The organism is Corynebacterium sp. 20-84 (assembly GCF_053479455.1).
In genome coordinates, this window is sequence record NZ_JBRBCB010000005.1 from 100,169 (window position 1) to 126,128 (window position 25,960).

Here is a 25,960-nt window from a genome sequence, read left to right on the forward strand (position 1 = left end):
TTCACTGCGCGGGGCTGAACGGCACCTTAAACTGTGCCCATGACCACACAACAGGCCACTGGAAGCTCCAACAGCAGTGGGCGCGGATGCTCCGTCATCGTCGGCATAATTTTGGCGATCGTCGCTATTGCCGCGGTCCTCATGGGACGGGGAGTGATCCCCGGATTCGGCGGCGGTGACGGCGGCGCTGAGGGAGGCCTCGGTGCCCAAGGCACAAAAGAAATCCACGGGGTAATCGGTTCCGAGAAACGCGAGTACTTCGAGGACCCGGAAGTTGTGGAGCGTCTGGCGGAGCTCGGCTTCACTGTGAATGTCAGTACCGCAGGTTCGCGCCGAATCGCCACTGAGGTGAAGCTGGAAGACCAGGACTTCGTCTTCCCGTCGTCGAGCCCGGCGACGCAGAAAGTCACCGACCAAGGCTCCGGCTATTCCACCGACTACCCGTTCTTCTCGCCGATGGCGGTAGCGACATTTCAGCCGATTGCGGAACTGCTCGAAGGCGCAGGTGTGGTGCGCCGCGAGGGCGACAGCTACATTCTGGACGTCAACGCCTATATCGACCTGACCAAGGAAGGGAAGCGCTGGCGCGATCTCGGCGACACCTTCCCCTCGCCGCGCAATGTGCAGATTTCCACGACGGATATCCGCACTTCCAACTCGGCGGCAATGTTCCTGTCCATCCTCGCGTGGCAATTCGGTGAGCGGGAACCGGACAAAGCCAACGACGTGAAATGGCTGACTGAACAGATCTCGCCATATTTCACCGGCCAGGGCTACACCCAGTCGTCTTCTGCTGGGCCATTCAACGACTACCTGAGTCAAGGGATGGGATCAGCGCCCATGGTCTTGGTCTATGAGGCGCAATTCCTCGGCGAAAAAATGAAGTCGAATTCGCGCATCAAAGACGACATGGTGCTGCTGCAGCTGGATCCGACGGTGTTGGCCAACCACGGGCTCGTCGGCATCAGCGCAGAAGGCAAAGAGCTCGGCCGACTGCTGTCCACCGATGATCAGCTGCAGAAACTCGCTGCCATGCACGGCTTCCGTCCGTCCAGTAACGATTACCTGACCAGGGCATTGGAAGAGAAACAACTGCCGCCGCCGTCCAATTACGTCTCGTCGGTGGATCCGCCCAATTACGACCGACTTGAATCACTCATCGAAGGCGTGGGCATGCGCTACGGCACCGTGCCGCCCCGCAACCAGGAGGAGCAGGAGAAATGAGAAAACTACTAGCGCTGCTGTTGACACTTCTGACTGGAGCTGCGCTCACTGCTTGCGGGCTGACCGGCAGCGGCGACGGTGGTGGCGGCTTCGGTGGCGGTAAAGGTAGTGGCAGCGGGGAAGAACTGAGCATCCTCGCGGCTACTGAGCTAAAGGATCTCGAGCCGCTTGTTCAGCAGGCGTCGGAGGAGCTCGGCTTCCCGATCACTCTCGAGTTCCCGGCCGGTACCTTGCAGAATTCGCAGGACCTCAAACACGGCAAATACGACAACGCTATCGACGCGACGTGGCTGGCCACGAACCGCTACATGGATCTGATCGGCGCACGTGGTGCACTCGCCGACGAGACCAAAATCGCGACGAGCCCCGTCGCCTTCGGTGTGCAGGAGTCGAAAGCGAAAGAACTCGGCTGGGACAAAAAGCAGCCGACGTGGGGAGAATTCGCTGATGCCGCGCGCGAGGGCAAATTCACCTTCGGTATGACGGACCCGTCGGCATCGAATTCCGGCTTCTCGGCGCTGGTGTCTGTGGCCACCGCGATGGCCGATACGGGCTCGGCGCTCTCGGACGAAGACATCGCGAAGGTCGGCCCACGTCTGCACGAGCTCTTCCAGGCGCAGTCGATGGTCTCCGGTTCCTCCGGTTGGCTCGCTGAGTCTTTCCAAGAGGACCCCGACAAGGCCGACGCGATCGTGAACTACGAGTCGACCCTGCACCAGATGCGCAAAAACGGTGCGGCGATCGAGGTGATCGTGCCCGCTGACGGTGTCGTCTCCGCTGATTACCCGCTGTCCACGCTGACTCATCCAAAGCACGAAGGCGCGAAGGACCAGGTCAAGGCGTTGGCTGACTGGTTGTTGGATCACCAGCAGGAGATCGCCGATTCCTTCCGACGTCCGGTGGGAGATGTCGACAATCTGCCGGCGGAGCTCGGCGAACAGACCGTGATTGAGCTGCCGTTCCCGGCGAGCCAGGAGACAGTCGCCGCGCTGGTGCAGCGGTACAACAACGAATACCGTCGCCGTGGCACGACCTCGTTCGTTCTGGATACCTCCGGCTCGATGGAGGGCGAGCGCCTGGATTCGCTGAAGCAAATCATGACGTCCTTCATCGACGGTTCTGCGTCGACGGACACCGGCAACGTCGCGCTGCGCGACGGGGAGCAGGTCACGTTCCAGTCCTTCTCCGACACTCCGCATGAGCCGGTCACCGGAACCTTCAGCACCACTGATACTGCGGCGAAGCAGAAATTCCAGACCTATGTCGACGACCTGAATGCAGCTGGCAAGACCAATATTTACGACACTCTCATGGAGGTCACCGAAAAGACCGACCCAGCTTCCGGCATCAGCTCGTTTGTTCTACTAAGCGACGGCGCGATGACTGCGGGGCGCTCCTTCGACCAATTCAAGAAGGACTACGCCGCGGCCACGAATGGCAAGGGAAGCATCCCAGTCTTCGTCATCCTCTACGGTGAGGCGCAGACAGACCAAATGCAAGAACTGGCCGACGTCACCGGCGGCGCCGTCTTCGACGCGATCAACGGCGATTTGAGCGACGCATTCAAGGAGATTCGTGGTTACCAGTAACCCTTATACTTCCCCTTCGGACAGCGGTCAGGGAGGTGGCGGGAGCTTTTTCACCTCCCGCAAGAACCTGGTCGGAATGACCCTTGCGGTCCTCGTGATTGTGCTGCACCTTGCCATCGGGCTCGGCTTCCTGTGGCCAGTCGCGGCAGCGGCGGCGTGGGGAGCAGGAGTCGCGTTGACGCCGTCGCCCGAGCGAAAGCAACTCGGGGCGAGCAGCACGCCAATGCTGCCGGCGCCGGTGGAATTGGATGGAAAGCTCACCGAGGCTTTGAAACCGCTGTACGACGTGCGCCCGCCGAAACCTGTCGGCCCGCAGGCGCGGGAGCTGGAGAAAAACCTGCGCTTCATCTTGAAACACTGGGACGATCTCATCTCGGCCCCGCAGCACCAGCAGAATATCTGGGACATCATCAATATTTATCTGCCGGAAGTGGTCACGACCTACCTCGATGCACCGCAGTACCGCAGCCCGGAGGCGGTGAAGGTCATGTCCGGATCGCTGGGCACGCTGACGTCGGCGGCGGACAAAGTCAGGCAGGGCATTCTCGACCAGAATCTGCGAGCGATGGATTCGCAGGCTCGCACGCTGCGGGAGGCCTTCGGCGACCTACCGGGCCTAGAGGACACCTAAGCAGGGTACGATGAACGACCATGACGGCCGACACTCCGACGCTTGACCCGCAGCTTCTCGATATCCTTGCCTGCCCGCAGGACAAGGGACCTTTGGAATATCTTTCCGAGGAGCAATTGCTGGTCAATCGCCGGCTCGGTGTCGCGTACCGCATCGACGATGGCATCCCGGTGCTGCTTATCGACGAAGCACAGCCGTACCCCACCGCCTAGCTTGCTTGCGGCACACCAATCCGAATAGTGAATACCCACCCCTTAGTGAACGAGGCTTGAAGGAACTGCTTTATGGCTGACAGCGCAACGATCATCGATGAACTGCAGTGGCGCGGACTGATCAATCAGTCCACTGATTTGGACGCACTCAACGAGGCGACGAAGCAGCCGATCACGCTGTACGCCGGCTTCGACCCGACGGGGCCGTCACTGCACGCCGGGCACCTTGTTCCGCTGCTGATGCTGCGTCGATTCCAGGAGGCGGGCCACCGCCCGATCGTGCTCGCCGGCGGTGCCACCGGCATGATCGGTGACCCGCGCGACGTTGGTGAGCGCACGATGAATACCGCGGATACGGTGAGCGACTGGGCCGACCGGATCTCCGGGCAGCTCAAGCGATTCGTCAATTTCGACGGCGATAACGCCGCAATCATGGTCAATAACGCCGAGTGGACGAACGATATGACGGTCGTCGACTTCCTACGCGATGTGGGCAAGCACTTCTCGTTGGCGACGATGCTCTCGCGTGACACTGTCAAGCGCCGTCTGGACAACGACGGCATTTCCTACACCGAATTCTCGTACATGCTGCTGCAGGCAAACGATTACGTGCAGCTGCGCCGCCGCCTCGACTGCACCCTGCAGGTCGGCGGTTCGGATCAGTGGGGCAACCTCGTCGCGGGCGTGGACTTGAACCGCCGCATGGACGGCGAAGCTGTTCACGCTCTCACGGTGCCACTCGTGACGGATTCCGAGGGCAAGAAATTCGGCAAGTCCACCGGCGGCGGCTCGCTGTGGCTCGACCCGGAGATGACCAGCCCGTACCGGTGGTACCAGTACTTCGTCAACACCGCCGATGCCGATGTTATCCGCTACCTGCGCTGGTTCACGTTCCTGACCAAGGAGGAGCTGGACGAGCTCGAGACCGAGGTCGCAGAGCGCCCATTCAAGCGCGAAGCTCAGAAGCGCCTGGCACGCGAGATGACCGACCTCGTCCACGGCCCAGAGGCGACCAAGGCAGTGGAGCTCGCCTCCCAGGCGCTCTTCGGCCGCGCTGAGCTTTCCGAGCTTGACGAGCCGACACTTGCTGCCGCAGTTTCTGAGACTGACGTCTTCACTGTTGAGCCGGGTGCTCCTCGCACGATCGTCGATCTCATGGTCGGCACCGGCCTGGTCGATTCGAAGGGCGCAGCCCGCCGCGCTATCAAGGAGGGTGGCGCATACGCCAATAACGCCCGCATCGAGTCCGAGGACTGGGAGCCGGGTGAAGACGATTTGCTGCACGGCCAGTGGCTCGTGTTGCGCCGCGGTAAGAAGAATTTCGCCGGCGTGAAGATCGCTAATTAATCAACCGGTCAGGCATTGAGGGAGGACGTGGAACACATGAGCTACGACAACCGTGATAACGACCGCCGTGGAAATGGCGGCGGCTACGGCCGTGACCGTGACCGTGACCGCGGCCGAGGCCGGGATCGGGACGACCGCCGCGACCGCCGCCATGGTGGCGATAAGCGAGATAACCGCCGCGGCGGCAACAAGGTGCGCCACGACCGCTCCAACCCGTACCGCCAGGGCTTCCGCGAGGACCGCATGGCTCAGAAAGAGAACGAGCCCGCGATCCCGGACGATATCGATGTCGCGGATCTGGACCCGTCGGTGCTGCAGGATCTGCGCGTTTTGTCGAAGGACAATGCCGACCGCGTGGCCAAGCACATGATCATGGCTGCGACTTGGATGGCGGACGATCCGAAGCTGGCGCTCAACCACGCCCGCGCGGCGAAGAACCGGGCCGGCCGCGTCGGTGTCGTGCGTGAAGCAGCGGGCATCGCCGCGTACCACGCAGGGGAGTGGAAAGAAGCGCTCTCCGAGCTGCGCGCTGCACGCCGCATGAGTGGCGGCCCGGGTCTGCTCGCCGTCATGGCGGATGCGGAGCGTGGTCTCGGCCGCCCCGAAAAGGCCCTCGAGATCGGTCGCAGCCCAGAGGCGCGCGAGCTTGACGAGGATTCGCGGATCGAGCTCGCCATCGTCATGGCTGGCGCGCGCCACGATATGGGCCAGCATGAGTCGGCGTTGGCGACGCTGCAGCAGCTCAATCCGACGATGAAGGGCGACAGCTTCGAGCACATCCGCCTGTCCTATGCGTACGCTGACGCGCTCGCGCAGGTTGGCCGCACCGACGAGGCCAAGCAGTGGTTCGAGCACGTGGCTAAGGTCGATTCCGACAAGCTGACCGACGCAGCCGACCGCCTGAAGGAATTCAAGTAGCGCTGACGAAGGGGAGAGACCTGCTGTGAGAATCACGCAGCTTTACGACGCATTATTGCTCGACCTGGACGGCACCGTCTGGGCCGGCGACAATGCGATCCCAAATGCAGTGCAGGCCGTCACTGCGGCCAAAGGTGCCGGTCTATCTGCCGCCTACATCACCAACAACGCGTCCCGGCCGCCGTCGGAAGTCGCTGCAAAGCTGACTGCGATGGGGCTGGCTAGCGAATCGAAAGACGTGCTGACCTCGGCGCAGGCCGCTGTGCAGTTGGCTACGAAACACGCCCAACCCGGCGAGAAGATTCTCGTGATCGGTGCGCCCTCGTTCGCGGAACTGGTGCAGGACGCCGGCTTTGTTCCGGTGGATTCTGCAGATGAGTACCCCAAGGTCGTTGTGCACGGCCATTCGCCGGACAACGGTTGGCGCCAACTCTCCGAAGCAGCTCTCGCCATTGCACAGGGTGCGAAATATATCGCGAGCAACCTCGACACGACGCTGCCGATGGACCGCGGACTCATGGTCGGCAACGGCTCGATGGTCGCGGCTGTGACGAGCGCTACCGGCGTGACTCCGCAGGCGGCGGGCAAACCAGAGCCCGCGATGTTCGAGCTCGCGAAGGCGAATCTCTCTTCATCCCGACCGCTGGCCGTCGGAGACCGTTTGGATACCGATATCGCAGGCGGTGTCTCCGCGAAGATGGATACGCTCCACGTGCTCACCGGCGTGTCTGGTCCGCTGGCGCTCATCGCTGCACCGCCAGCTCAGCGGCCGAGGTTCATCGCCGAAGACCTGAGCGTGCTCAGTGACGACGTGGACGTGGACGAACTCCGCCCAGCACCGCAGGGCGGATTCACCGCGACGCGCAACGGCGACGAGGTCACACTCGACGGCGGCACTGAGTCCTCGAATCCGCTTCAGGCCCTGCGCACAGTTCTCTCTGTCGTGTGGGCGCACGGGGGAGACAACGGTTCAGTCGTCGTCAAGCCTGCTTCCGATGCTGCGCGTGCCGCTACGCAGGCGTGGTGGTGAGCGATTTGAAACCCTCCGCACCGAAGCCGCACGATCCGCGCACGCCGTCCGTTACCGTCGATGATGTGCGCGAACAATACGCGGCAGCGCTCACCGATGATCCCCACCTCGTGGAGCGAGATGAAAACGGCGAAGAGGTCGTCATCACCGACGAACTAGCGGTGGAATTGGCGCGCTACGAAGCAGCGTACGGCGTGCTCGCATCGGCCCTACAGGACGGGGAGTAGCGCATGCCGCCAGCAAGAAGAAGACTTGACGCCGAGCTCGTCCGCCGAAAAATCGCCCGGTCCCGCGAGCAGGCCGTGGAGTGGATCAAAGCGGGACGCGTTGAAGTCGGCGGCTTCGTGGCCAAAAAACCCGCCACGATCGTCGAGCCGGATGTGTCCATCAAAGTCGCGAAAGACGACAACGATGATTGGGCATCGCGCGGCGCGCATAAATTGCTTGGCGCGTTGGAAGCGTTCGAGCCGCAAGGTCTCAAGGTGAGCGGCAAACGGGCGTTGGATGCCGGGGCGTCGACGGGCGGTTTCACTGATGTGCTGCTACGTCGCGACGCGCGCGAGGTCGTTGCCGTGGATGTCGGCTACGGGCAGCTCGTGTGGCGTTTGCAGAACGACGAGCGGGTGAAAGTGCTCGACCGCACGAATATCCGGCACCTCACCCCGGAGCTGATGGACGGGCCCGCTGATCTGATGGTCGGCGACCTGTCGTTCATCTCGCTCGAACTCGTGCTGCCCGCGATCGCGGAGTGCATGACCGGTGGTGCGGACCTTCTGCCCATGGTCAAACCGCAATTCGAGGTGGGCAAAGACCGGCTCGGAAGCGGCGGTGTGGTGCGGTCGCCGGAATTGCGCGAGGAGGTCACGCTCGATGTCGCGAGGAAGGCGCTCGAGCTGGGACTTAGCTGCAGAGCAGCGACCGCATCCCCGCTTCCCGGGCCGAGCGGGAACGTAGAATACTTCCTATGGCTCGTCCGCGACGGTGGCGCAAGCGCCCCGAGCGACGCTGAACTAGCCCGGATCATTCACCGGGCAGTAGAGGAAGGACCGGAAAACTAATGGCCGCAGAAGTCGTTCACGACGCTGGCGGCGCCGAGGAAGCAGGCGCCGCCAACAACAGCGACCGCATTGTCCTTCTCGTTCCGCACACCCGCCGCGAAGGCAATATCGCGTCAGCGAACCGCGCGACCGAGCTCCTGCTGGAAGCAGGGCTGACGGTGCGCTTGCTCGGCGACCGCGATGTCCCGTTCACCGATAACTACCCGGCCCTGGCGGGGCTGGACACCGTCGACCCGGGGCCAGATGCCGCGAAAGACTGCGAGCTGGTGCTCGTCCTCGGCGGTGACGGCACTTTCCTCGGCGCCGCAGGCATGGCGCGCGAACAAGACGTGCCGGTGCTGGGCATCAACCTGGGCCACATCGGCTTCCTCGCCGAATGGGAGGAAGACAGCCTGGAGACAGCTATCCGGCGGGTCATCGACCGCAATTATCGCGTCGTCGACCGCATGACCATCGATCTCACCGTCCACGATTCCAATAATGACCTCGTGGGGGAAAGCTGGGCGCTCAACGAGGCCAGCCTGGAAAATATCGACCGCAGTGGCGTTCTCGACGCGATCTTGGAGGTCGACTTCCGCCCGGTGAGCTCGTTCGGCTGCGACGGCGTGCTCATCTCCACTCCGACAGGCTCGACAGCCTACGCATTCTCCGCCGGCGGCCCGATCCTGTGGCCGGAGCTCGACGCCATTTTGGTCGTGCCCAATAATGCGCACGCGCTGTTCACCACGCCACTCGTGGTCTCGCCGCAGTCGACAGTCGCGGTCGAATCTCTGATCACCACCACGCACGCGAAGGTCGTCGCCGACGGAATCCGCCAGGTGGACATGCCGCCGGGCTCCCGCCTGGAGGTCGTCCACGGCCACCGCCCGGTGCGCCTCGTGCGTCTCGACGACAGCCCGTTCACCGACCGTCTCGTGCGCAAGCTGCACTTGCCGGTCAACGGCTGGCGCGGCCCCGTGGTCAAGGACGATAACTCGTATTCTGATTCTGTCACCCGGCGCGAAGCGCACTGACACGCTGTTCACGCCCGACAAGCTCAAAGGTCTGCATGCTCGTAGAAATCTCGATCGACAACCTCGGCGTCATCCCGCATTCCCATGTCGAATTCGCCCGCGGCCTCAACGTGCTCACCGGCGAGACCGGTGCGGGCAAAACCATGGTGGTCACCGGTTTGCGTCTGCTCACCGGCGGGCGCGCCGATGCGTCGAAAGTGCGCACCGGGGCACAGCAGGCGGGAGTTGAGGGGGCATTCAACGCCGACGCCCTGGACGAAAAGTCCCGCGAAAGAATCGCAACGCTTATCGACGACACCGGTGCCGCCGCCGACGAGAACGGCGAATACTTGGCTGCGCGCACAGTGAAAGCCACTGGCCGTTCTCGCGCGCACCTCGGCGGACGTACGGTGCCGGCGGCGACATTGAGCGAATTCACCGGCGAACTGTTGACGATTCACGGCCAGAACGACCAGTTGCGCTTGCTCTCACCAGCAGAGCAGCTTGCTGCACTGGACTCCTACGACCCGAAGATCGGCCCGCTCAAGGAGAGCTACCGCGAATCGTTCACCGCGTGGCGGAAGGCATCGAAAGATCTCGAGGAGCGGGTGACAAAGCGCCGGGAGCTCGCCCAAGAAGTCGACCGGCTCACCTTCGCTGTGGGCGAGATCGACGAGGTCGCCCCGGAGGTCGGCGAGGACACTGAATTGGTCGCATCGGTCAACCGCCTTCAGGACGTCGACGCTTTACGTGAGGCAGCGCAGGAAGCGATCGTCGCGATTGACGGCGCAGACGCCGTCAGCGAATTCAGCGCCGACGAGGACACCGCATCCGATCTCGTCGGCCGGGCTGCAGCGGCATTGACCCGATCGAGTGACGAGCAATTGCGCGCGCTGGGGGAGCAGCTCAGCGACGTCGCCTCGGTCCTCTCCTCCGTGTCCGGTGAATTGGGCATGTACCTGTCCGAATTGCCCAGTGATCCAGAGGAGCTCGAGCGTCTCCTGCAGCGCCAGCAGGAACTCAAAGGCTTGACCCGGAAGTATGCGCCGGATATCGCCGGTGTACTGAAGTGGCGCGACAAGGCGCAGGCCCGACTTGAATCGATCGACACCTCCGCCGAAGCCCTTGACCAACTGAAAACGAAGGTCGCCGAGCACAACAAAGCCATGGTGTCGCGGGCGAAGAAACTGACCAAGGCGCGCACGGCGGCGGCAGAAAAGCTCAGCACAGCCGTGACCGAGGAGTTGCGCGGTCTCGCTATGCCGAAAGCGCGGATCACCGTCAGCGTCGATAAGCAGGACTACGACCGCAATGGCGCTGATGCAGTTGAGTTGCGCCTCGCCCCTAATGATTCTCTCGAACCGCAGCCGCTCGCGTCGAGTGCGTCCGGCGGCGAGCTTTCGCGCGTCATGCTGGCGCTCGAGGTGATTCTCTCCGCGCAACGTGGTGGCGCGACCTTGGTCTTCGACGAAGTCGACGCCGGAGTCGGTGGACGAGCGGCAGTGGAGATTGGCCGGCGTCTTGCCCGCCTCGCCCTGAACAATCAGGTGATTGTGGTGACGCACCTCCCGCAGGTCGCGGCCTACGCCGACAACCACCTGCACGTGGCCAAGAACGTGGGTGACGAGACGGTGACGTCCGGCGTGAAAGAGCTGCACGGCGACGAACGTGTCGATGAACTCGCTCGGATGCTCGCCGGCATGGATGGCTCCGCATCGGGCCGTGCCCACGCAGCTGAGCTTCTGGAGAAAGCTCGCGCCGATGTGGAGGCGTTCCGCGCCTAGTTTCCGGCGGAGTGTCAGGTGCTGTGAATTCTGTCGCCTGTTCCGCGCGCCTTCACCGAATATCCTGCTCCGACGGGCAGAATCATGACCCATGAGCTCAACTTCCCGTACTCCCTCCGCCGAGAAGAACGGCACGAAGGCGTCCACTTCCGGAAGCACGTCCATCAGCACGAAGGTGACCGCCTCCAAGGCAGACGCACCGGAAAAGCAGCTGGAAAAGCAGCCGGTCAAGAAGGTCGCCGATAAAACGGCGATCACCGAGACCATTACCGGCTCTTTGCGCGATTGCACTCCGCAGGGCAAAGGCATGCGCAAATTCAACGACGGCGATATCGCGATCGTCGACGCGCCTGACATGAGCCGTCGCGAAGCTCAGGCGCTGGTGGAAAAGCGTCCTGGCGCGGTGGTGAATATCGCGAAGTTCTCCTCCGGAAATATTCCCAATTATGGTCCACAGCTGCTTCTTGACGCAGGAATTCCGCTGCTGGAAAACGCCGGCGCTTCCACGCGCGGTTCTTTCCGCGACGGCAAGAAGGGCTCCGTGACCGCGGACGGCGAGGTGCGCGCGGGCAAGAAAGCGATCGCGCAGGCTGACGCGCTTGACCGCGCAACGGTCGACAGCGCTTTCGACGAATCGCAGCAGCACCTGGTCGACCACATGGAAGCCTATTTCGGCAACTCCATCGAGTTCATTCATTCTGAATCGCCGTTGCTTGTCGACGGCGTCGGCGTCCCCGAGCTCGGCGATGCCATCGCGGGACGCAAGGTCCTCATCGTCAGCCCGACTGGTGATACCCGGGAGCGCATCGAGACCATGCGCAATTTCATCCGCGAGTTCCAGCCGGTCATCATCGGTGTTGGCGCAGCCGCCGACACCTTGCTGGATGCAGGCTACTCTTGCGATTTCATCGTGGGCGATCCGGCAGATATCTCCAACGACAATTTGCGCGGTGATGCCCGCGTGATTCTTCCGGCAGACCCGGACGGTCACGCCGCAGGCTTGGAGCGGATCCAGGACTTGGGCGTCGGTGCCGTGACGTTCCCGGCGGCGACGGATTCACCCACGGATCTCGCCATTTTGCTCGCGGTCTTCCATGATGCGGAGACCATCGTCACCGCGGGCGACAACCTGGATCTGGACCGCATCTTCGCCGGTAACGAAGACGCTACGCCCGCGGCGATGCTCACCCGTTTGAAGGCGGGCAATCGCATCGTGGATTCGCGAGTGATCGAGAATCTCTACGAAAAGTCCTCCTCCGGCAGGGGCATCGCTTGGGCGTGGGCGATCCTCGGATTGCTGGTCGCCGTCGCCACGGTGATCCTCATTGTCGGTCTGATGGGCAACGGTTCCTTCGTGGACAACCTCATCGACACCTGGAATAACTTCGCACTGACCGTCCAGAACTTGTTCTCGCGCTAAAAGGGGAGGAATCGCTTCAACATGCCGAAGAAGAAGACCGGAGCACCGGGTTTGGTGGCAAGCGGCCTCGCGTGGGGCATCGCGGCCGGTATCGCTTTGGGCGCGCTCGTCGTCGCCCCGTCGATGGCACCGATCGCTGACAACAGCTTCAACCACATCACGGGAAGTTCGTCTGGCGACGGCGCGAAGAAGACTGCCGCCGCCGACGAGAATTCTCAGCGTCAGGTGGATGCGGCGAACGCTCTGCTCGGGAACACGTCGACGAAGATCGTTGAAGGTGCGCTCGATCAGCGCCCATTCATATTGATCCGTACCCCGGACGCCAACGCTGACGATGTCGAAGTGACCAGTTGGTTGGCGAAGCAGGCGGGCGGCGTCGCGTCGGGCCAGATCACACTCACGGATAAATTCTTGTCCCCCGAAGGTGCAGATGAACTGCGCTCCATTATCGCCACGACGTTGCCGGCGGGCGCGCAGCTGTCCGTCGACAACCAGGAGCCGGGTGTGCACGCCGGTGAGTCGCTCGGCGCGGCGTTGATGTTCGACCCCAAGGGCGATCAGCCGCTCGCCACCGTCGATGACCGTGCCGTGGTGCTGCAGGCGCTGCGCGATGCCGGATTCATCGAGTACGCCGACGGGACGATCACGCCGGTCCAGGGCATCATCCTGGTCACCGGCGGAACGCTCAACGAGGAAGAAGCGGAGGGCAATAAGGACGAGAGCAGCGTCTACTCCGCGACCGTGATGGCTGATTTCGCGCGCGCTCTCGATTCGAAGGGCGATTCTGTTGTGCTTGCCGGCCGCCGTGGCGCCGCCGCCGAGAAGGGGTCGCTGGCGCAGCTGCGTTCGGACGATAAGTCCAAGGTTTCTACCGTTGACTCTCTCGAGTCCGAGACCGGCCGGATCTCGACTGTGCTCGCGCTCGCCGAGCAGATCAACGGCGGCTCCGGTGCGTACGGTTCTGCGTCGAATGCGAATGCGGATATGCCCGCTCCGAAGCCGGAGTCGCGTCCCGGGAACTGACCTCGTCGCTATCGTGGGCACCATGTCTGATTCCACACCAATGTCCGATTCGCAGCGGCACCGTTTTGAGGTGACGGACTCGGAGCTGCTTATCGACGCCCCGATTCTCGCCCTACGCCGCGACACCGTCACGATGCCAGGCGGGTCAACCGCGACCCGCGAGGTGGTGGAACACTTCGGTGCTGTCGCTGTGGTCGCCGTCGACGCCAACGATCGCATCGCGATGGTGGAGCAATACCGCCACACCGTCGGCCGCCGACTCTGGGAGTTGCCCGCAGGCCTGCTCGACTTCGACGGTGAAAACGCGCTCGTCACCGCTCAGCGTGAACTCGTCGAGGAGGCGGGCCTGAAGGCGGGGAAGTGGTCGGTGCTCGTCGACTTGGTCACCTCGCCCGGGTTCGCGGAAGAAGCAGTGCGCGTTTTCTTGGCCACAGATCTCACCGAGACCGACCGCCCGGAGGCAGAAGAGGAAGAGGCCGACATGGGTTTTGCGTGGGTGCCGCTCGATGAGGCACGCGCCGACGTCATGAATGGCCGTATCGCGAACTCGATCGCCATCGCGGGCATCTTGTCCGCCTCCGAGGTGCTCGCAGGTAGGGCAGAAGCACGCAGCACGTTGACGCCTTTCGAATTGCGTCCCACGCATATGCCGACGCGTCGCCGCGCGGAAGGGATCACGCCCGACATGAAGAAGATCAAATAGAAAGTCTCTGGTGTGGACGCACGAACAGTCAGCCAGCTGTGGCTCGACCACCTCGCTGTTGAGCGGGGCGTGTCCGCCAATACGCTGAGCAATTACCGCCGCGATGTCGAGAGGTATCTCGATTGGCTCGCGGACACCGGCAAAACAGACCTTGGCGAGGTCGCATCGACGGATCTTGAAGACTATGTCGCAGATCTGCGGCGCGGGGGAGACGGGAAAAAGGGGCTGGCGGCGTCGTCGGCAAGCCGCGCCCTCGTTGTTGCGCGCGGCCTGCACAAATTCGCGGTGAGCGAGGGAGTGGTGGCAGCCGATGTCGCCGCGAGCGTGTCCCCGCCGAAGCTCGGAGAGAAGCTTCCGGACACGCTCAGCATCGAAGAAGTGGGCATGCTTCTCGACGCCTGCCCCGACGAGACCCCCACCCAACTGCGCGACAAGGCACTGCTTGAAATCCTCTACGCGACCGGTGCCCGGATCTCTGAGGTGCTCGCCTTAGTCGTGGACGATATTGCTGAGACCCGCGACTTCATCAAGGTCACTGGCAAAGGCGACAAACAGCGTGTGGTTCCGGTAGGCGGCGCCGCGCAGCGTGCTCTCGAGGCGTATCTCGTCCGTGGGCGCCCGGCGTTATCGGCAGGAAAGTCCCACGCCGTGTTCCTGAACAAGCGCGGCGGTGCGCTGTCGCGGCAGAGTGCGTGGACGATCATCAAGGACGCTGCGTCACGAGCAGGCCTCGACAAAGAGATCTCCCCGCACACGATGCGCCACTCCTTTGCCACGCATTTGTTGGAGGGGGGTGCCGACGTGCGCACAGTCCAAGAGTTGCTCGGTCACGCCTCTGTGACGACGACTCAGATATACACCCACGTCACACCAGAAAACTTGCGTGAAGTGTGGACCTCCTCGCATCCGCGTTCGTGACTGCGGGCGAATGACAGCCGTGTAAGATGACCATCAACAGCAAGGCACATCGTTCGCGTTGACAGCGTTGCGGACGCAGGGTGACGCAGGAAACGAAGGAGTGGCTCGGTGACAGAAGACGGACTTTTCAGCGCTTCGGAGCCGGAGGTCGGGCTGACGGGTCGGCCATTGCGTGAGTTCCCGCAGCCCAAACCTCTGGACAAGCACGGCCCCGCGACCATCATCTCGATGGTCAACCAAAAAGGCGGCGTGGGCAAGACAACGTCGTCGATCAACCTCGGTGCGTGCTTGGCGGAGCAGGGCCGCAAGGTCCTCTTGGTCGATCTTGACCCGCAGGGCGCACTGTCCGCAGGTTTGAACGTCACCCACGACGAGGATCAGGTCACGGTCTACGACCTCATGCTGGATAACACCTCGTCGATCCATGCCGCGATCAAGCACACCAATGTGTCCGGCCTGGACATGGTTCCGGCGAATATCGATCTGTCTGCGGCGGAGATCCAGTTGGTCAATGAAGTCGGCCGCGAGCAAACTCTCGGCCGTGCTCTGCGCCCTGTGCGCGGGGAATATGACTTCATCATCATCGACTGCCAGCCGTCGCTCGGGCTTCTCACCGTCAACGCCCTGGCGTGCTCGCAGGGCGTCATCATCCCGATGGAGTGCGAGTATTTCTCTCTGCGCGGGCTCGCATTGCTGACCGACACGGTGGAGAAGGTGCGCGATCGCATCAATTTCGACCTGGACATCGTCGGAATCCTGGTGACCATGTTTGATCGCCGCACCACCCACGCCCGCGAGGTGATGGACCGCGTCGTGGAAGTCTTCGGCGACCGGGTCTTCGACACGGTGATCACCCGCACGGTTCGCTTCCCGGAAACGTCCGTGGCCGGCGAGCCCATCATCACGTGGGCTCCGAATTCGCCCGGCGCGGAACAGTACCGCAACCTCGCCCTTGAGGTCATCGAGCGCACCTCCTGACCGTATGACGACAGCTGAAAAGATCGATCCGCGCGACCCCGCCTTTGCGGGCGAGGGGTATCAGCCGGAGATCACCGGGTTCACCCTCGTGCTGAATAATTTCGAGGGGCCGTACGATCTCCTGCTGAATTTGATCAGCTCCCACAAGCTCGATGTCACAGAGGTGGCGTTGGCGGAAGTGACCGATGAGTTCATCGCCTACGTCAAGCAATTGGGCGAGACCGCCGAGCTGGACGAGATCACTGAGTTCCTCGTCACCGCGGCGACGCTGCTCAACCTGAAAGCGCAACGCCTGCTTCCGCGCAACGGAGACGACGATGAGGAGGACCTCGAGCTCCTGTCGTCGCGCGACCTGCTTTTCGCGCGCCTTTTGCAGTACCGCGCCTACCAGCAAGTGGCGGACCAATTCGAACGTTGGCAGGCGAGTGCTCGCCGGCGTTATCCGCGTGCCGTAGGCATGGAGGAGGCCTTCTCTGATGTGCTCCCGCCCGTCGCGCTGGGGCACACGCCTGGTTCTTTCGCCGAACTCGCGGCATCGGTGTTCCGTCCGAAGCCGCCGGAGGAAGTCCGAGTCGATCACCTTCACATCCAGCCGGTCTCCGTGCCGGAGCAGGCGGGAAAGCTGTTGGACACGCTCAAGCTCGCTGGGCCGCAGCACTGGCTGACGTTCACTGCTCTTACGCGCGATTGCACGCGTTCGATGGAAGTGGTCGGGCGTTTCCTCGCCGTGCTGGAACTTTACAAAGCGCACGCTATTGATGCCCAGCAAGAAGAAGCATTGGGGCAGCTCGATATCTCCTGGACAGGCAAGGACGTCGATCCGGCTGTGGTCGCCGCCGCGAACTGGGAGTAGGGAAGGACGGCGTTCATCATGACTGAATCCGGATCCATGCCGATGGTGAGCCAGTTGCGCTCGCAGGTCGAGTCGATCCTGCTCGTCATTGACACTCCGGCGCTCGCCGCGGATATCGCTGGCGCGTTAGGTGCCGCGGAGTCAGACGTGACGGCGTGCCTCACTCAGTGGGCAGACGAGCTCGACGAACGCGGCTCTGGCATGGACGTGCGCGAGACTTCTGAGGGCTGGCGCCTCTACACGCGGACGGAGAATGCCGACGCTGTCGAAGCATTTCTCGTCGACGGCGCGCACACGAAGCTGTCACGCGCGGCGATGGAAACACTCGCCGTGGTGGCCTACCGCCAGCCAGTCACCCGTGCGCAAGTCGCTGCTGTGCGCGGTGTCAACGTCGACGGGGTGATTCGAACACTGACTCTCCGCGGACTCATCGCTGAAGTCGACCCGGACGAGGCGACGGGCGCGCACCGCTACGTCACTACCGAACTGTTTCTCGAGCAGCTCGGCATCGATTCACTCGACCGCTTGCCTGACTTGGCGCCGCTTCTTCCGGAAGTCGATTCCATCGAAGAGGCCTGGTAGTTTGGGGAGCCATGACCCCACCCGCTCGCCGAGAAGGCACACCGGACAACAGCAAGGACGAGAAGTTCTTTCTCTCCAACGCCAAGCCCGCTAAGCATCAGAATGTCAGCTTGAGCAAGAGGCGTGAAAACGCCGCGAAGAACGCTGAACAGAACCAAGAACCGCACCCGCTCGCCGATAATTGGTGGGACGAGCGCGAAGACCCCGTCGCACCGCTGGGCAAAGCGATCGACGAGGGCGATGACGCTCCCAGCAACACACCGAAGCGCAAAACAAGCGAGGGTATCCGTCTGCAAAAGGTCCTCGCCCAAGCGGGCGTGGCATCGCGCCGCCACTCCGAGGTGATGATCGACGAGGGCCGCATTGAGGTCAACGGCAAGATCATCCGCAAACAGGGCGTGCGCGTGGACCCGAACGTGGACATCATCCGCGTCGACGGTGTGCGCGTGAACGTCAACGAAGAGCACCAATACTTCGCGCTGAACAAGCCGCGCGGCATGCACACCACGATGGAGGACGACCTCGGCCGTCCTTGCGTCGGCGATCTCGTCGCAGACCGTATCGTGTCGGGTCAGCGCCTGTTCCACGTCGGCCGCCTGGACGCCGACACGGAAGGTCTGTTGCTGCTCACCAACGACGGCGAGTTGGCTAACCGCCTCATGCACCCGAAGTACGAGGTGTCCAAGACCTACCTCGCCACTGTTCTCGGTGAGGCAAAACCCCCGCTGGTCCGCGAGCTCAAGAAGGGCGTGGAGCTTGACGATGGCATCGCCAAGGCCGACTACGTCCAGATTGTGGATACCTACCAGGGTCAGTCGTTGGTGCGCCTAGAGATCCACGAAGGCCGCAAGCACGTGGTCCGCCGCATGCTCAAAGGAGCGGGCCTCCCGGTCCAGCGCCTCGTGCGCACGAAGATCCACACGGTCCAGCTCGGCGAGCTGAAACCGGGAGCGATGCGTGCACTCAACGACTCGGAGCTGACTGCTCTCTACAAGGCGGTGGATATGTAATGAGCGCGAAGACTCTTGTGAATATGCCTGACGGCGGACTGATCCTCGCGGTCGACGGGCCATCCGGCACCGGCAAGTCGACGACGTGCCGTGCTTTGGCCAAGCAGCTCGACGCGAAATACGTCGACACCGGCGCAATGTACCGCGTGGCCACGCTCGCTGTGCTGCGCGCGGGCATTGACCCGGCGGATACCGAAGCCGTCGTCGCCGCCACACGCGACCTTCCGTTGGAGATCTCCGATGATCCGGATTCCACTGAGGTCATTCTCGACGGGGAGAATGTCGCGGGCGAGATCCGCGGCCGCGAGGTCACGCAGAATGTCTCGGCGGTCTCCGCCATTGCCGACGTGCGCACGAACCTCGTCGAGCTGCAGCGAAAGCTCGCACGCGAAGCGCACCGCGCGATCGTCGAAGGCCGCGATATCGGCACGGTCGTGCTTATCGACGCCCCAGCGAAAGCCTTCCTCACCGCCTCCCCGGAAGTGCGTGCCACGCGCCGCTACAACCAGGACATTGCTGCGGGACGCGAAGTCGACTACGACACTGTTCTGGCGGATGTCGTCCGTCGCGACGAGCTTGATTCTTCCCGCGCGACGAGCCCGCTGCGTCCGGCGGATGACGCGGAGATCATCGACACCTCCGACATGGATAAGGACGAGGTCATCGGCGCACTGATCTCGCTCATTGAAAGGAGCGCGCGATGAGCGAGCAGAATCGACCGCGCGAGGAGCGCGAGACCGAATTCGAGTACACCCACTTCAATCCCGCCGATTACGACGGTGAGGTCGTCTCCGAGTACGAGGCGTACGAGGAGGCTTTCGAAGGCGAACTCGAGGAATTCGACGAGTCAGAATTCGGTCCTGCGGACTTCGGCGACGACGAAGATGACGAAGAAGGCGATAACGGATACACCGACGAAGAGTGGGAAGAAATCGGCCAAGCCTTCGGCATCAACCCCGACGGCCACATCGAGGAAGCGTTGCCGACGGTCGCGATCGTCGGCCGACCGAATGTCGGCAAGTCCACTCTGGTGAACCGTTTCTTGGGGCGTCGTGAAGCTGTGGTCGAGGACCACCCTGGCGTGACCCGCGACCGTGTGAGCTACCTCGCCGACTGGAATGGCCAGCGTTTTTGGGTGCAGGACACCGGTGGCTGGGATCCTGATGCGAAAGGCATTCACGCGTCTATCGCTCACCAGTCGGAAGCAGCGATGGAGGATGCCGATGTCATCGTCATGGTCGTCGACGCGCACGTCGGCGTCACGGACTCAGACGCGTTCATGGCACGCAACCTCCAGCGTTCCGACGTCCCCATTCTCCTCGTGGCCAACAAATTCGAATCCGAGTCCCAGTGGGGTGATGTCGCCGAGTTCTACTCGCTCGGCCTGGGGGACCCGTGGCCGGTCTCCGCACTTCACGGTCGCGGCGGCGCCGATGTGCTCGACGAGATCGTGAAGGTCTTCCCCGAAACGCCGAAATCAGCCAGTTCGATCACGGAGGGGCCGCGGCGTGTGGCGCTCGTCGGCAAGCCGAATGTGGGCAAGTCCAGCTTGCTGAACAAGCTCTCCAAGTCGAAGCGCGCGGTCGTCGATAATGTCGCGGGCACTACCGTCGACCCGGTCGATGAGTTGATCCAGCTCGACGAGCGACTGTGGCGCTTCATCGACACCGCGGGCCTGCGCAAGAAGGTCAAAAACGCGACGGGGCACGAGTACTACGCGTCGCTGCGCACGCGCGGCACGATCGACGCCGCGGAAGTGTGCGTTGTGCTTATCGACGCCTCCCAGGAGATCACCGAGCAAGACCAGCGCGTCATCTCCATGGTGCTCGAAGCGGGCAAAGCGATGGTCATTGCCTTCAACAAATGGGACCTCATGGATGAGGACCGGCGCTACTATTTCGACCGGGAATTCGACTTGCAGCTCAAGCAGCTGCCGTGGGTGTCCAAGATCAATATTTCCGCCGAGACCGGCCGCGGCCTGCACCGACTCGAAAAAGAGATGATCACCGCCCTGGAGAACTGGGACAAGCGCATCTCCACCGGCCAGCTCAACAACTGGATGCGCGAGGCGATCGCTGCGAACCCGCCGCCGATGAAGAATAACCGTCTGCCGAAGGTCCTCTTCGCCACGATGGTGAGCACCCTTCCGCCCACAATCGTTCTGTTCACTACGGGCTTCCTCGACGGAGGTTACCGCCGCTACCTGGAACGCAAATTCCGCGAGCAGTTCGGCTACCACGGCACCCCGGTCCGCTTCGCTGTCCGCGTGCGCGAGCGCAACCCGCGGAGGCGCTAGATGACCGCCAGCCGCCGGATCGCCCGCACAATCACGGTCAACGGACTCGAGCGCTCCTATCAGTGCTCCGTGCCTGTCGCGCTCGACGAGTCCCTACCGGTCGTGCTCGCGATCCACGGCAAAGGCGATAATGGACTCGACTTTCTCATCGGCACGAATCTCGGCGCCGCGAACGCCATCGTCGCCGCACCGACTGGCCAGGGGCTCGCATGGAGTCCCGCGCCGTACGCCGTGACAACGCTCGAAGAAGACAAAGCGCTTATCGACGCCATTACCACCGACCTCACCGCCACCTATCCCATCGACCGTGACCGGATCTATCTCGCAGGCTTTTCCAATGGCGGCGGCTTCGTGACCGCGTTGGCGGTGAGCACACCGGAGAAATATGCCGGCGTCGCCACAGTCGCTGGTGCCATCCGCACAAACCTCGATGAGATCACGTCCGGGGAACCCATCAATTACCTGAATATTCATGGCACCTGGGACGACGTCGTTCCCTACAACGGGCAGGACCGGGGCTCTCTCGGGTTGATTCGTGCAGCCACAGCTGTCACCGACGCTTTTGAGCGCCGCAACGGCGATCTTGCCCGCGCCGTGCACATTCCAGTCGACGGCATGAGCCACGAATGGCCAGCGGGAGTATGGGCACGCGGGCGCGGCATCGATGTCACCGAAGAAATACTTGGCTTCTTCGGAATCGACATGCTCGATTAATGCTCGCCAGCTCGCCGATAGTAGAAAGCATCAGTGCGGTAGGGAAGCGGGATCGGCTGGCCCTGATCGAAACCGAGTCGCTCATAGAGATACCAGCGCAGATTATCGGCGACTTTAGCTCGAGTTTTCTCGTTCGCCCTAAGCCAATATGAACGAGTCCGAGCCAGCGCGAAGAGATGCTCGGGGGTGACGGGTTGGAACCAGCGCATGCGGAGCTCGTCGATAAGCTGCCATGGTGCGTGAACCGTGGGGTAGAAGCCCTCCCGGTGCACGTCCCCCGAATGGCTGATGCGCGAGAGACGAAGAACCCACGGGTGGGAGACATCGAGAGTATTCCAGCACAGCATGAGCGCCCCGCCGCGGGAGACGACGCGGTCGGCTTCTGCGCTCGCTTGATTCGTGTCCACCCAGTGCCATGTCTGCGCACTGACATAAGCGTCGACGGAATCATCCGCTAATCCGGTGGCCTCCGCCGTCGCTCGCCAGACCGGTACTGCGGGATAACGAGTCCGCAGGACATCCAACATGCTGTGAGACGGATCGAGCGCCCAGACCTTCCGCCCGGGTGAGAGCAATGTGGAGGTGAGCTTGCCGGTGCCGGCGCCGACGTCGATAAGCGTGCGTGCGTTGCTGACGAGGGCCGCGACGTCTGCTGGATACGTCGGACGCACATCGTCATAATCATCTGAGCCGGAAGCGAAAGCACCAGCGGTGAACTCACGCGCCGCAGCGTCCGCGAAACCGGGCGCTTCCTTGCCGCTCGGTGTGAAATGCCGTGGCTCCGGGTGCGTGGTCATGGGAAGAAATCTACCTGCTCGCAGTCGATGAATTTAGTGTGAACCCTTCGGGCGCGCCACGCGAAAAACACATTTCGCTAATACGATGGCGTAGGTTCGCGTGCGGGTCCCAAACCCCGCCGCTTTAAACTCCTCGATCGAAAGATGACTCGCATTCCTGTGAAACGTCGCATTCGCCCAGCTGCCGCGCTCGCAGTTGCGCTATGGTCGATCGCTGGTCTCGGCGCGTGCGGAGAAAATGAAGAAGACCTCCAAGTCAACGACGCCACCAACGAAGTGCGCGAAGAAATCGCCGAGGCCGAAGGAGATTTCACCGGCGACCCCAGTACCTTCGCTCAGACAATTAAAGTCGGCGACCGCGAACGCGAGTACATGGTGACGACGCCGCCCGAGGTTGAAGACCGCGAAAACCTGCCACTGCTCTTCGTCTTCCACGGCTACAAAATGACCGACGACTCCATGCGCAAGATCACCGAGTTCAATAAGGCCAATGCCGTCGTTGTGTACATGCAGGGCGCCAATACCGCGTGGGCCCCTGCGCCGTATGCTGTCACCACTGGGCAGGAAGACCTCGACTTTTTCGACGCCGTGCGCCAGGAAATGCTCGACAAATACCCGATCAATCCCTCGCGCGTTTTTGCCGCCGGGCACTCCAACGGCGGGGGATTCGCCGCCTACGCTGCCTGCAAACGCGCACACCAGCTCACGGGGATCGCCACTGTTTCGGCCGCCTACTACAACACCGTCTTCGATGGCTGCGCGCCGATTCCTACCAAGCAGATCGACTTCCACGGCACCAAGGACAACACCATCAAATACGACGGCGGGGTCCGCCACGACGCCGACTACAAACCGGTCATGGAAGTCATGGAAGAAGCCGCCGAGCGCAACCACTGCGCCCCTGAGCCGGCGACCGAGGAATTCTCCCGCCCCGGCGAAGAATTCATCTGGAAGCGCTGCGACGCCGAGCTACGCCATTATCGACTCGACGGCAGCACGCACATCTGGCCCGGTGCCGACGGCGACAAGGGCCCAGGCGACAACACCACAGATGACCTAGCCAGCCGCCAGATTCTCGACTTCTTCGGCATCTCCTACCGCGACACCTTGGGCTAGGGAAGCGCCAGCTGCCAGGTGCCGTTGATCTTCTGCTTGTAGCCGACCTTGAGCTTCTCCGGCGCGCGCTCGCGTTCTTTTGGCGTGAGCTCATAGTGCTGCGGGAGCCCGTTTTTGCCGTACGACAAGGTCCGGTGGAGCTTCTCGAACGGCCCCGGCATGCCATGACGCTCCATCATCCAGGCGACCAGCAGAGTCACCAGCCACACGGCCGTGGAGAGCACCATCTGGGCCGCAATGGGCCAGCCGTGCCCGATACCGAGCAAGAAAATCGCCGTGAGGGGGAACAAGATGATGGTCTGCCCGAGGTAGCCCGTCATGGAGCGTTTGCCCAAGGCGTTGAAAGCGCTGAGCCACCCCGGAATCGCTTCACCTTGCGCGATACGGCGCTGGATTGAGCGCATCGCCAGCATGACCGCGGCGAGGATGCCCGGCCCGGTCAGTCGGCCGAAAGCCTGGTTGAGAATCCCGAAAGCCGACTCCCACTCGTAGGGGAGGACACCCACCGACGACAGGCCGAACGGAATGCCGACGAAAACGATGACCAGAACAGTCACGACCACCCAGCCCCACAACCGCTTCGCGTACCTATCGACGTCCTCCATCACCCTTTCTCGTCCCCACACGAAGCCAATGAGAATCATCGGGAAGATGAAAATGGTGGGCACCACCATTTCTTTCAAAATGCCAAGCGCCCGACTCATCTGATCAACATAGGTAGCGCTGGCCTGGCTATAGAACATATCCATTGAGATCGTCGGGGCACCGGGGCCGTCGAAGATGATCATCACTGCACCGAGAACGCACCACACGCACCATGCGCCGAGCAAGACTCCAGCGATGATCCGCAACGTTCTATCGCTGAATCCTATGAACAGCGCCATGATTATGCCGCAGATGCCGTACGCCGTGAGAATGTCCCCCGGGAAAAAGAAGAGCAGGTGGACTAAGCCGAAGCAGAACAAGAAGAAGTAGCGTTTGGCGATCATCATCTTCGCCGCCCGGTTGGTGAATCCGCGCCGCCACAAACTTCCCAGGATCATGCCGATGCCCACTCCGAGCAGCACGGAGAACATCGACAATCCGCGCACGTGGACGAACATCGCCTGGAAGACGATCAGCACCTTGTCGAGCATGCTCGGATCAGGCCCAGTGCCGCCGAAGAAGCCCGAATGCGCTGCGTCCTGCGTCGCCAGCCAATTCGTCGGCACATTCGCGATCACAATGCCGAGCAGCGCCAGCCCTCGGGCCACATCAGGTGCGACATAACGCACCTTGTTCACTCTCGCGCCTTGCTGCGGCCGGGTGACCATGACCGGATCCTTCCTCATAAAGGGGGGTTTTCACCTCTAATCATACTCCGCCCTTTTGGGCGACTAAGTACGCTTCGCCCTTCCGCACACGCGAAAAAATTTCGCGGTTTCGGAACCACGCTAAGAGTGTCTGTTTTCCCTCGTTGCGCGCCGCTTCTTCGCTTATCGACGAACAACCCCACCAATCGCCCTGTGGATAATTTCGCGTTCTCCACAGGTTGGAAACTACCTGGTTGGCAGTGCTGCGCGATGGGTCTAGCGTTTGTTGCGTGACTTCATTTGATTCGGTGCTGAGTGGGCTAGCGAGCCCGATGGACTTTCTGGCGGGTTTCGACCGTCAGAAAGCTCTTGATGCTGGCCTGGATCCGACGATGGTCAGGAAGTGGGGGAAAGTCAACGACGTCTACTTCGGTAAAACGAAGTGGACCGCGAAACAGCGGAAGGCAGTGGAGTGCGCACGCGCGGCGGGATTCACGGCGGATCAGCTCCACTTGATCGAGAAAAAGCTGAATCATATCGATGACGAGGGCGAAAAATGGGCGTTGCGGTTCGAATTGCTCGGTGTCCGCGGGCAATACGACACTCTTGAGCGCAGGGCGAAAGAGATAGTCCCGGCTAAGGAAGAACCGGTACCGAAGAATGCCGTGCGGATCTCCAAGTCGAAGCAAGGAAAGATGCGACTTTCGGTAGTGGGTGACGAGCACGACATAGCGGCACTGGAAACCGCGTTGCGGCAAAAGGTCACCGCGCAGAGACCTGCAAGCCCGCAGATGTATGACGCGTTGATCGATCTGCTGTACAAGGGCGGGGGAGTCGCTCCCGAGGCACCGCGCCCGTTCGTGTTGATCCCGCTGCCGGACTATGTGGACATCATCGATGGTAAGGGCGATGACGTGGTCCTCACGCTCACGAACGGAACCACCATGAGTGGCGCCGAATATCTGCAAAGGGTCCACGGCGAGGAGCTGAACGTCGGGCTTTTCGACGCCCACGCTGGCCCCGTCAACGCCTACCGTGCCCAAAGATTCGCCAACGATAAGCAGCGCATGCTGGCTAGTGCGGTGTCGCCGGTGTGTGTCGTACCCGATTGCCGGCATGGCGCCGACAACTGCGAAGTGCACCACATAACGCCGTGGTCGCGGGGCGGGCAAACCAACATGAACAACCTGGCCATGTTGTGCACGTACCACAACAGAACGAACGATGACGCCCCGTGGAGACGAAAACGGGGCCGGGTCGTCAACGTCCGGGGCAGACCGTTTTGGAAATCCCCGCGAGGGTACCGGGCGATGAACGAACCGAACAGAAAAGGTGCGATGCACCAGCTGTTCGGGCCGCTGAGAATCTGATCACGAATCGGCCGGAAACAGGGCGAGAACGAAAAGAAGTTCTCGAAACAAGGGCGCTTGAAAAAGCGAAAACCCGCACTAGCAGAACCGCGCGACACGATTT

General features: G+C 62.2%; 26 protein-coding genes. 24 read left to right on the forward strand and 2 right to left on the reverse strand.

What is annotated here, in order from left to right:
- The first annotated feature begins 39 nt into the window (after positions 1 to 39).
- The 22 genes from ACUY2Y_RS05205 to ACUY2Y_RS05310 all read left to right on the forward strand — a co-directional run bounded on the left by ACUY2Y_RS05205 (position 40) and on the right by ACUY2Y_RS05310 (position 21,282).
- The gene (locus ACUY2Y_RS05205) at positions 40 to 1,224 is read left to right on the forward strand and encodes a hypothetical protein (protein ID WP_448325094.1); all 1,185 of its coding nucleotides are present in this window, start codon (positions 40 to 42) and stop codon (positions 1,222 to 1,224) included.
- Positions 1,221 to 2,813, forward strand: a complete 1,593-nt coding sequence (locus ACUY2Y_RS05210; protein ID WP_448325095.1) for a VWA domain-containing protein — start codon at positions 1,221 to 1,223, stop codon at positions 2,811 to 2,813. The genes ACUY2Y_RS05205 and ACUY2Y_RS05210 overlap by 4 nt, the downstream gene beginning before the upstream one ends.
- Positions 2,814 to 2,889: 76 nt before the next feature.
- A complete protein-coding gene (locus ACUY2Y_RS05215; RefSeq protein ID WP_448325096.1) occupies positions 2,890 to 3,444 on the forward strand; it encodes a hypothetical protein in 555 nt (184 codons plus the stop codon).
- Positions 3,445 to 3,464: 20 nt separating this feature from the next.
- Positions 3,465 to 3,656, forward strand: a complete 192-nt coding sequence (locus ACUY2Y_RS05220) for a Trm112 family protein (protein ID WP_448325097.1) — start codon at positions 3,465 to 3,467, stop codon at positions 3,654 to 3,656.
- 72 nt (positions 3,657 to 3,728) lie between these two features.
- Positions 3,729 to 5,003: a tyrosine--tRNA ligase gene (tyrS, locus tag ACUY2Y_RS05225; RefSeq protein WP_448325098.1), complete on the forward strand. Its 1,275-nt coding sequence runs from the start codon at positions 3,729 to 3,731 to the stop codon at positions 5,001 to 5,003.
- A 36-nt stretch (positions 5,004 to 5,039) separates the two neighbouring features.
- A complete protein-coding gene (locus ACUY2Y_RS05230; protein WP_448325099.1) occupies positions 5,040 to 5,921 on the forward strand; it encodes a tetratricopeptide repeat protein in 882 nt (293 codons plus the stop codon).
- A 25-nt stretch (positions 5,922 to 5,946) separates the two neighbouring features.
- Entirely contained in the window at positions 5,947 to 6,951 is a 1,005-nt protein-coding gene (locus ACUY2Y_RS05235) for an HAD-IIA family hydrolase (protein WP_448325100.1), read from the forward strand.
- Positions 6,948 to 7,178, forward strand: coding sequence for a hypothetical protein (locus ACUY2Y_RS05240; RefSeq protein WP_448325101.1), 231 nt, complete (start codon positions 6,948 to 6,950; stop codon positions 7,176 to 7,178). Before ACUY2Y_RS05235 ends, ACUY2Y_RS05240 begins: the two co-directional genes overlap by 4 nt.
- A 3-nt stretch (positions 7,179 to 7,181) precedes the next feature.
- Positions 7,182 to 8,009, forward strand: a complete 828-nt coding sequence (locus tag ACUY2Y_RS05245; protein ID WP_448325102.1) for a TlyA family RNA methyltransferase — start codon at positions 7,182 to 7,184, stop codon at positions 8,007 to 8,009.
- On the forward strand, positions 8,009 to 9,022 hold the full coding sequence (locus tag ACUY2Y_RS05250; RefSeq protein ID WP_448325103.1) for an NAD kinase: 1,014 nt from the start codon (positions 8,009 to 8,011) through the stop codon (positions 9,020 to 9,022). Before ACUY2Y_RS05245 ends, ACUY2Y_RS05250 begins: the two co-directional genes overlap by 1 nt.
- Positions 9,023 to 9,057: 35 nt before the next feature.
- On the forward strand, positions 9,058 to 10,785 hold the full coding sequence (recN, locus tag ACUY2Y_RS05255) for a DNA repair protein RecN (protein ID WP_448325104.1): 1,728 nt from the start codon (positions 9,058 to 9,060) through the stop codon (positions 10,783 to 10,785).
- A 91-nt stretch (positions 10,786 to 10,876) separates the two neighbouring features.
- Positions 10,877 to 12,205: a putative cytokinetic ring protein SteA gene (gene steA, locus ACUY2Y_RS05260; RefSeq protein ID WP_448325105.1), complete on the forward strand. Its 1,329-nt coding sequence runs from the start codon at positions 10,877 to 10,879 to the stop codon at positions 12,203 to 12,205.
- 21 nt (positions 12,206 to 12,226) lie between these two features.
- The gene (locus ACUY2Y_RS05265) at positions 12,227 to 13,228 is read left to right on the forward strand and encodes a copper transporter (RefSeq protein ID WP_448325106.1); all 1,002 of its coding nucleotides are present in this window, start codon (positions 12,227 to 12,229) and stop codon (positions 13,226 to 13,228) included.
- A 22-nt stretch (positions 13,229 to 13,250) separates the two neighbouring features.
- Positions 13,251 to 13,931, forward strand: a complete 681-nt coding sequence (locus ACUY2Y_RS05270) for an NUDIX domain-containing protein (protein WP_448325107.1) — start codon at positions 13,251 to 13,253, stop codon at positions 13,929 to 13,931.
- Between the two features lie 12 nt (positions 13,932 to 13,943).
- A complete protein-coding gene (gene xerD, locus ACUY2Y_RS05275) occupies positions 13,944 to 14,849 on the forward strand; it encodes a site-specific tyrosine recombinase XerD (protein ID WP_448325108.1) in 906 nt (301 codons plus the stop codon).
- Positions 14,850 to 14,957: 108 nt separating this feature from the next.
- Positions 14,958 to 15,827: a ParA family protein gene (locus ACUY2Y_RS05280; protein ID WP_210571991.1), complete on the forward strand. Its 870-nt coding sequence runs from the start codon at positions 14,958 to 14,960 to the stop codon at positions 15,825 to 15,827.
- Between the two features lie 4 nt (positions 15,828 to 15,831).
- Positions 15,832 to 16,680, forward strand: coding sequence for a segregation and condensation protein A (locus ACUY2Y_RS05285; protein WP_448325109.1), 849 nt, complete (start codon positions 15,832 to 15,834; stop codon positions 16,678 to 16,680).
- A gap of 18 nt (positions 16,681 to 16,698) precedes the next feature.
- The gene (gene scpB / locus ACUY2Y_RS05290; protein ID WP_448325110.1) at positions 16,699 to 17,262 is read left to right on the forward strand and encodes an SMC-Scp complex subunit ScpB; all 564 of its coding nucleotides are present in this window, start codon (positions 16,699 to 16,701) and stop codon (positions 17,260 to 17,262) included.
- An 11-nt stretch (positions 17,263 to 17,273) separates the two neighbouring features.
- Positions 17,274 to 18,272 carry a pseudouridine synthase gene (locus ACUY2Y_RS05295; protein ID WP_448325111.1) on the forward strand — a complete coding sequence of 333 codons (999 nt, stop codon included), beginning with the start codon at positions 17,274 to 17,276 and terminating at the stop codon, positions 18,270 to 18,272.
- Positions 18,272 to 18,976, forward strand: coding sequence for a (d)CMP kinase (gene cmk / locus ACUY2Y_RS05300; RefSeq protein WP_448325112.1), 705 nt, complete (start codon positions 18,272 to 18,274; stop codon positions 18,974 to 18,976). The genes ACUY2Y_RS05295 and cmk overlap by 1 nt, the downstream gene beginning before the upstream one ends.
- Positions 18,973 to 20,568 (forward strand): ribosome biogenesis GTPase Der, encoded by a 1,596-nt coding sequence (gene der, locus ACUY2Y_RS05305; RefSeq protein ID WP_448325113.1) that lies wholly within the window; start codon positions 18,973 to 18,975, stop codon positions 20,566 to 20,568. The genes cmk and der overlap by 4 nt, the downstream gene beginning before the upstream one ends.
- Positions 20,569 to 21,282: an alpha/beta hydrolase family esterase gene (locus ACUY2Y_RS05310; protein WP_448325114.1), complete on the forward strand. Its 714-nt coding sequence runs from the start codon at positions 20,569 to 20,571 to the stop codon at positions 21,280 to 21,282.
- Here the strand turns inward: ACUY2Y_RS05310 and ACUY2Y_RS05315 are convergent.
- Positions 21,279 to 22,079, reverse strand: a complete 801-nt coding sequence (locus tag ACUY2Y_RS05315) for a class I SAM-dependent methyltransferase (protein WP_448325115.1) — start codon at positions 22,077 to 22,079, stop codon at positions 21,279 to 21,281. The two genes, ACUY2Y_RS05310 and ACUY2Y_RS05315, sit on opposite strands and share 4 nt — an antisense overlap.
- Before the next feature lie 144 nt (positions 22,080 to 22,223).
- Between ACUY2Y_RS05315 and ACUY2Y_RS05320 the strand changes: the two genes are divergently transcribed.
- Positions 22,224 to 23,195 (forward strand): alpha/beta hydrolase family esterase, encoded by a 972-nt coding sequence (locus ACUY2Y_RS05320; protein WP_448325116.1) that lies wholly within the window; start codon positions 22,224 to 22,226, stop codon positions 23,193 to 23,195.
- Here ACUY2Y_RS05320 and ACUY2Y_RS05325 read toward each other — a convergent pair.
- Positions 23,192 to 24,508 (reverse strand): DUF418 domain-containing protein, encoded by a 1,317-nt coding sequence (locus ACUY2Y_RS05325; RefSeq protein ID WP_448325117.1) that lies wholly within the window; start codon positions 24,506 to 24,508, stop codon positions 23,192 to 23,194. The genes ACUY2Y_RS05320 and ACUY2Y_RS05325 overlap by 4 nt on opposite strands.
- A 269-nt stretch (positions 24,509 to 24,777) precedes the next feature.
- Between ACUY2Y_RS05325 and ACUY2Y_RS05330 the strand changes: the two genes are divergently transcribed.
- Entirely contained in the window at positions 24,778 to 25,857 is a 1,080-nt protein-coding gene (locus ACUY2Y_RS05330; protein WP_448325118.1) for an HNH endonuclease signature motif containing protein, read from the forward strand.
- Positions 25,858 to 25,960 lie beyond the last annotated feature (103 nt).

Excerpts from the sequence above, each read along its gene's own strand:
- ACUY2Y_RS05220 (WP_448325097.1), top strand. The coding sequence starts at position 3,465 with ATGACGGCCGACACTCCGACGCTTGACCCGCAGCTTCTCGATATCCTT.
- scpB (WP_448325110.1), top strand. The coding sequence starts at position 16,699 with ATGACTGAATCCGGATCCATGCCGATGGTGAGCCAGTTGCGCTCGCAG.
- ACUY2Y_RS05205 (WP_448325094.1), top strand. The coding sequence starts at position 40 with ATGACCACACAACAGGCCACTGGAAGCTCCAACAGCAGTGGGCGCGGA.
- ACUY2Y_RS05310 (WP_448325114.1), top strand. The coding sequence starts at position 20,569 with ATGACCGCCAGCCGCCGGATCGCCCGCACAATCACGGTCAACGGACTC.
- cmk (WP_448325112.1), top strand. The coding sequence starts at position 18,272 with ATGAGCGCGAAGACTCTTGTGAATATGCCTGACGGCGGACTGATCCTC.
- ACUY2Y_RS05265 (WP_448325106.1), top strand. The coding sequence starts at position 12,227 with ATGCCGAAGAAGAAGACCGGAGCACCGGGTTTGGTGGCAAGCGGCCTC.
- tyrS (WP_448325098.1), top strand. The coding sequence starts at position 3,729 with ATGGCTGACAGCGCAACGATCATCGATGAACTGCAGTGGCGCGGACTG.
- ACUY2Y_RS05230 (WP_448325099.1), top strand. The coding sequence starts at position 5,040 with ATGAGCTACGACAACCGTGATAACGACCGCCGTGGAAATGGCGGCGGC.
- ACUY2Y_RS05210 (WP_448325095.1), top strand. The coding sequence starts at position 1,221 with ATGAGAAAACTACTAGCGCTGCTGTTGACACTTCTGACTGGAGCTGCG.
- ACUY2Y_RS05320 (WP_448325116.1), top strand. The coding sequence starts at position 22,224 with ATGACTCGCATTCCTGTGAAACGTCGCATTCGCCCAGCTGCCGCGCTC.
- ACUY2Y_RS05215 (WP_448325096.1), top strand. The coding sequence starts at position 2,890 with ATGACCCTTGCGGTCCTCGTGATTGTGCTGCACCTTGCCATCGGGCTC.
- ACUY2Y_RS05245 (WP_448325102.1), top strand. The coding sequence starts at position 7,182 with ATGCCGCCAGCAAGAAGAAGACTTGACGCCGAGCTCGTCCGCCGAAAA.
- ACUY2Y_RS05315 (WP_448325115.1), bottom strand. The coding sequence starts at position 22,079 with ATGACCACGCACCCGGAGCCACGGCATTTCACACCGAGCGGCAAGGAA.
- ACUY2Y_RS05285 (WP_448325109.1), top strand. The coding sequence starts at position 15,832 with ATGACGACAGCTGAAAAGATCGATCCGCGCGACCCCGCCTTTGCGGGC.
- recN (WP_448325104.1), top strand. The coding sequence starts at position 9,058 with ATGCTCGTAGAAATCTCGATCGACAACCTCGGCGTCATCCCGCATTCC.
- ACUY2Y_RS05250 (WP_448325103.1), top strand. The coding sequence starts at position 8,009 with ATGGCCGCAGAAGTCGTTCACGACGCTGGCGGCGCCGAGGAAGCAGGC.
- steA (WP_448325105.1), top strand. The coding sequence starts at position 10,877 with ATGAGCTCAACTTCCCGTACTCCCTCCGCCGAGAAGAACGGCACGAAG.
- ACUY2Y_RS05270 (WP_448325107.1), top strand. The coding sequence starts at position 13,251 with ATGTCTGATTCCACACCAATGTCCGATTCGCAGCGGCACCGTTTTGAG.
- ACUY2Y_RS05325 (WP_448325117.1), bottom strand. The coding sequence starts at position 24,508 with ATGGTCACCCGGCCGCAGCAAGGCGCGAGAGTGAACAAGGTGCGTTAT.
- ACUY2Y_RS05295 (WP_448325111.1), top strand. The coding sequence starts at position 17,274 with ATGACCCCACCCGCTCGCCGAGAAGGCACACCGGACAACAGCAAGGAC.
- der (WP_448325113.1), top strand. The coding sequence starts at position 18,973 with ATGAGCGAGCAGAATCGACCGCGCGAGGAGCGCGAGACCGAATTCGAG.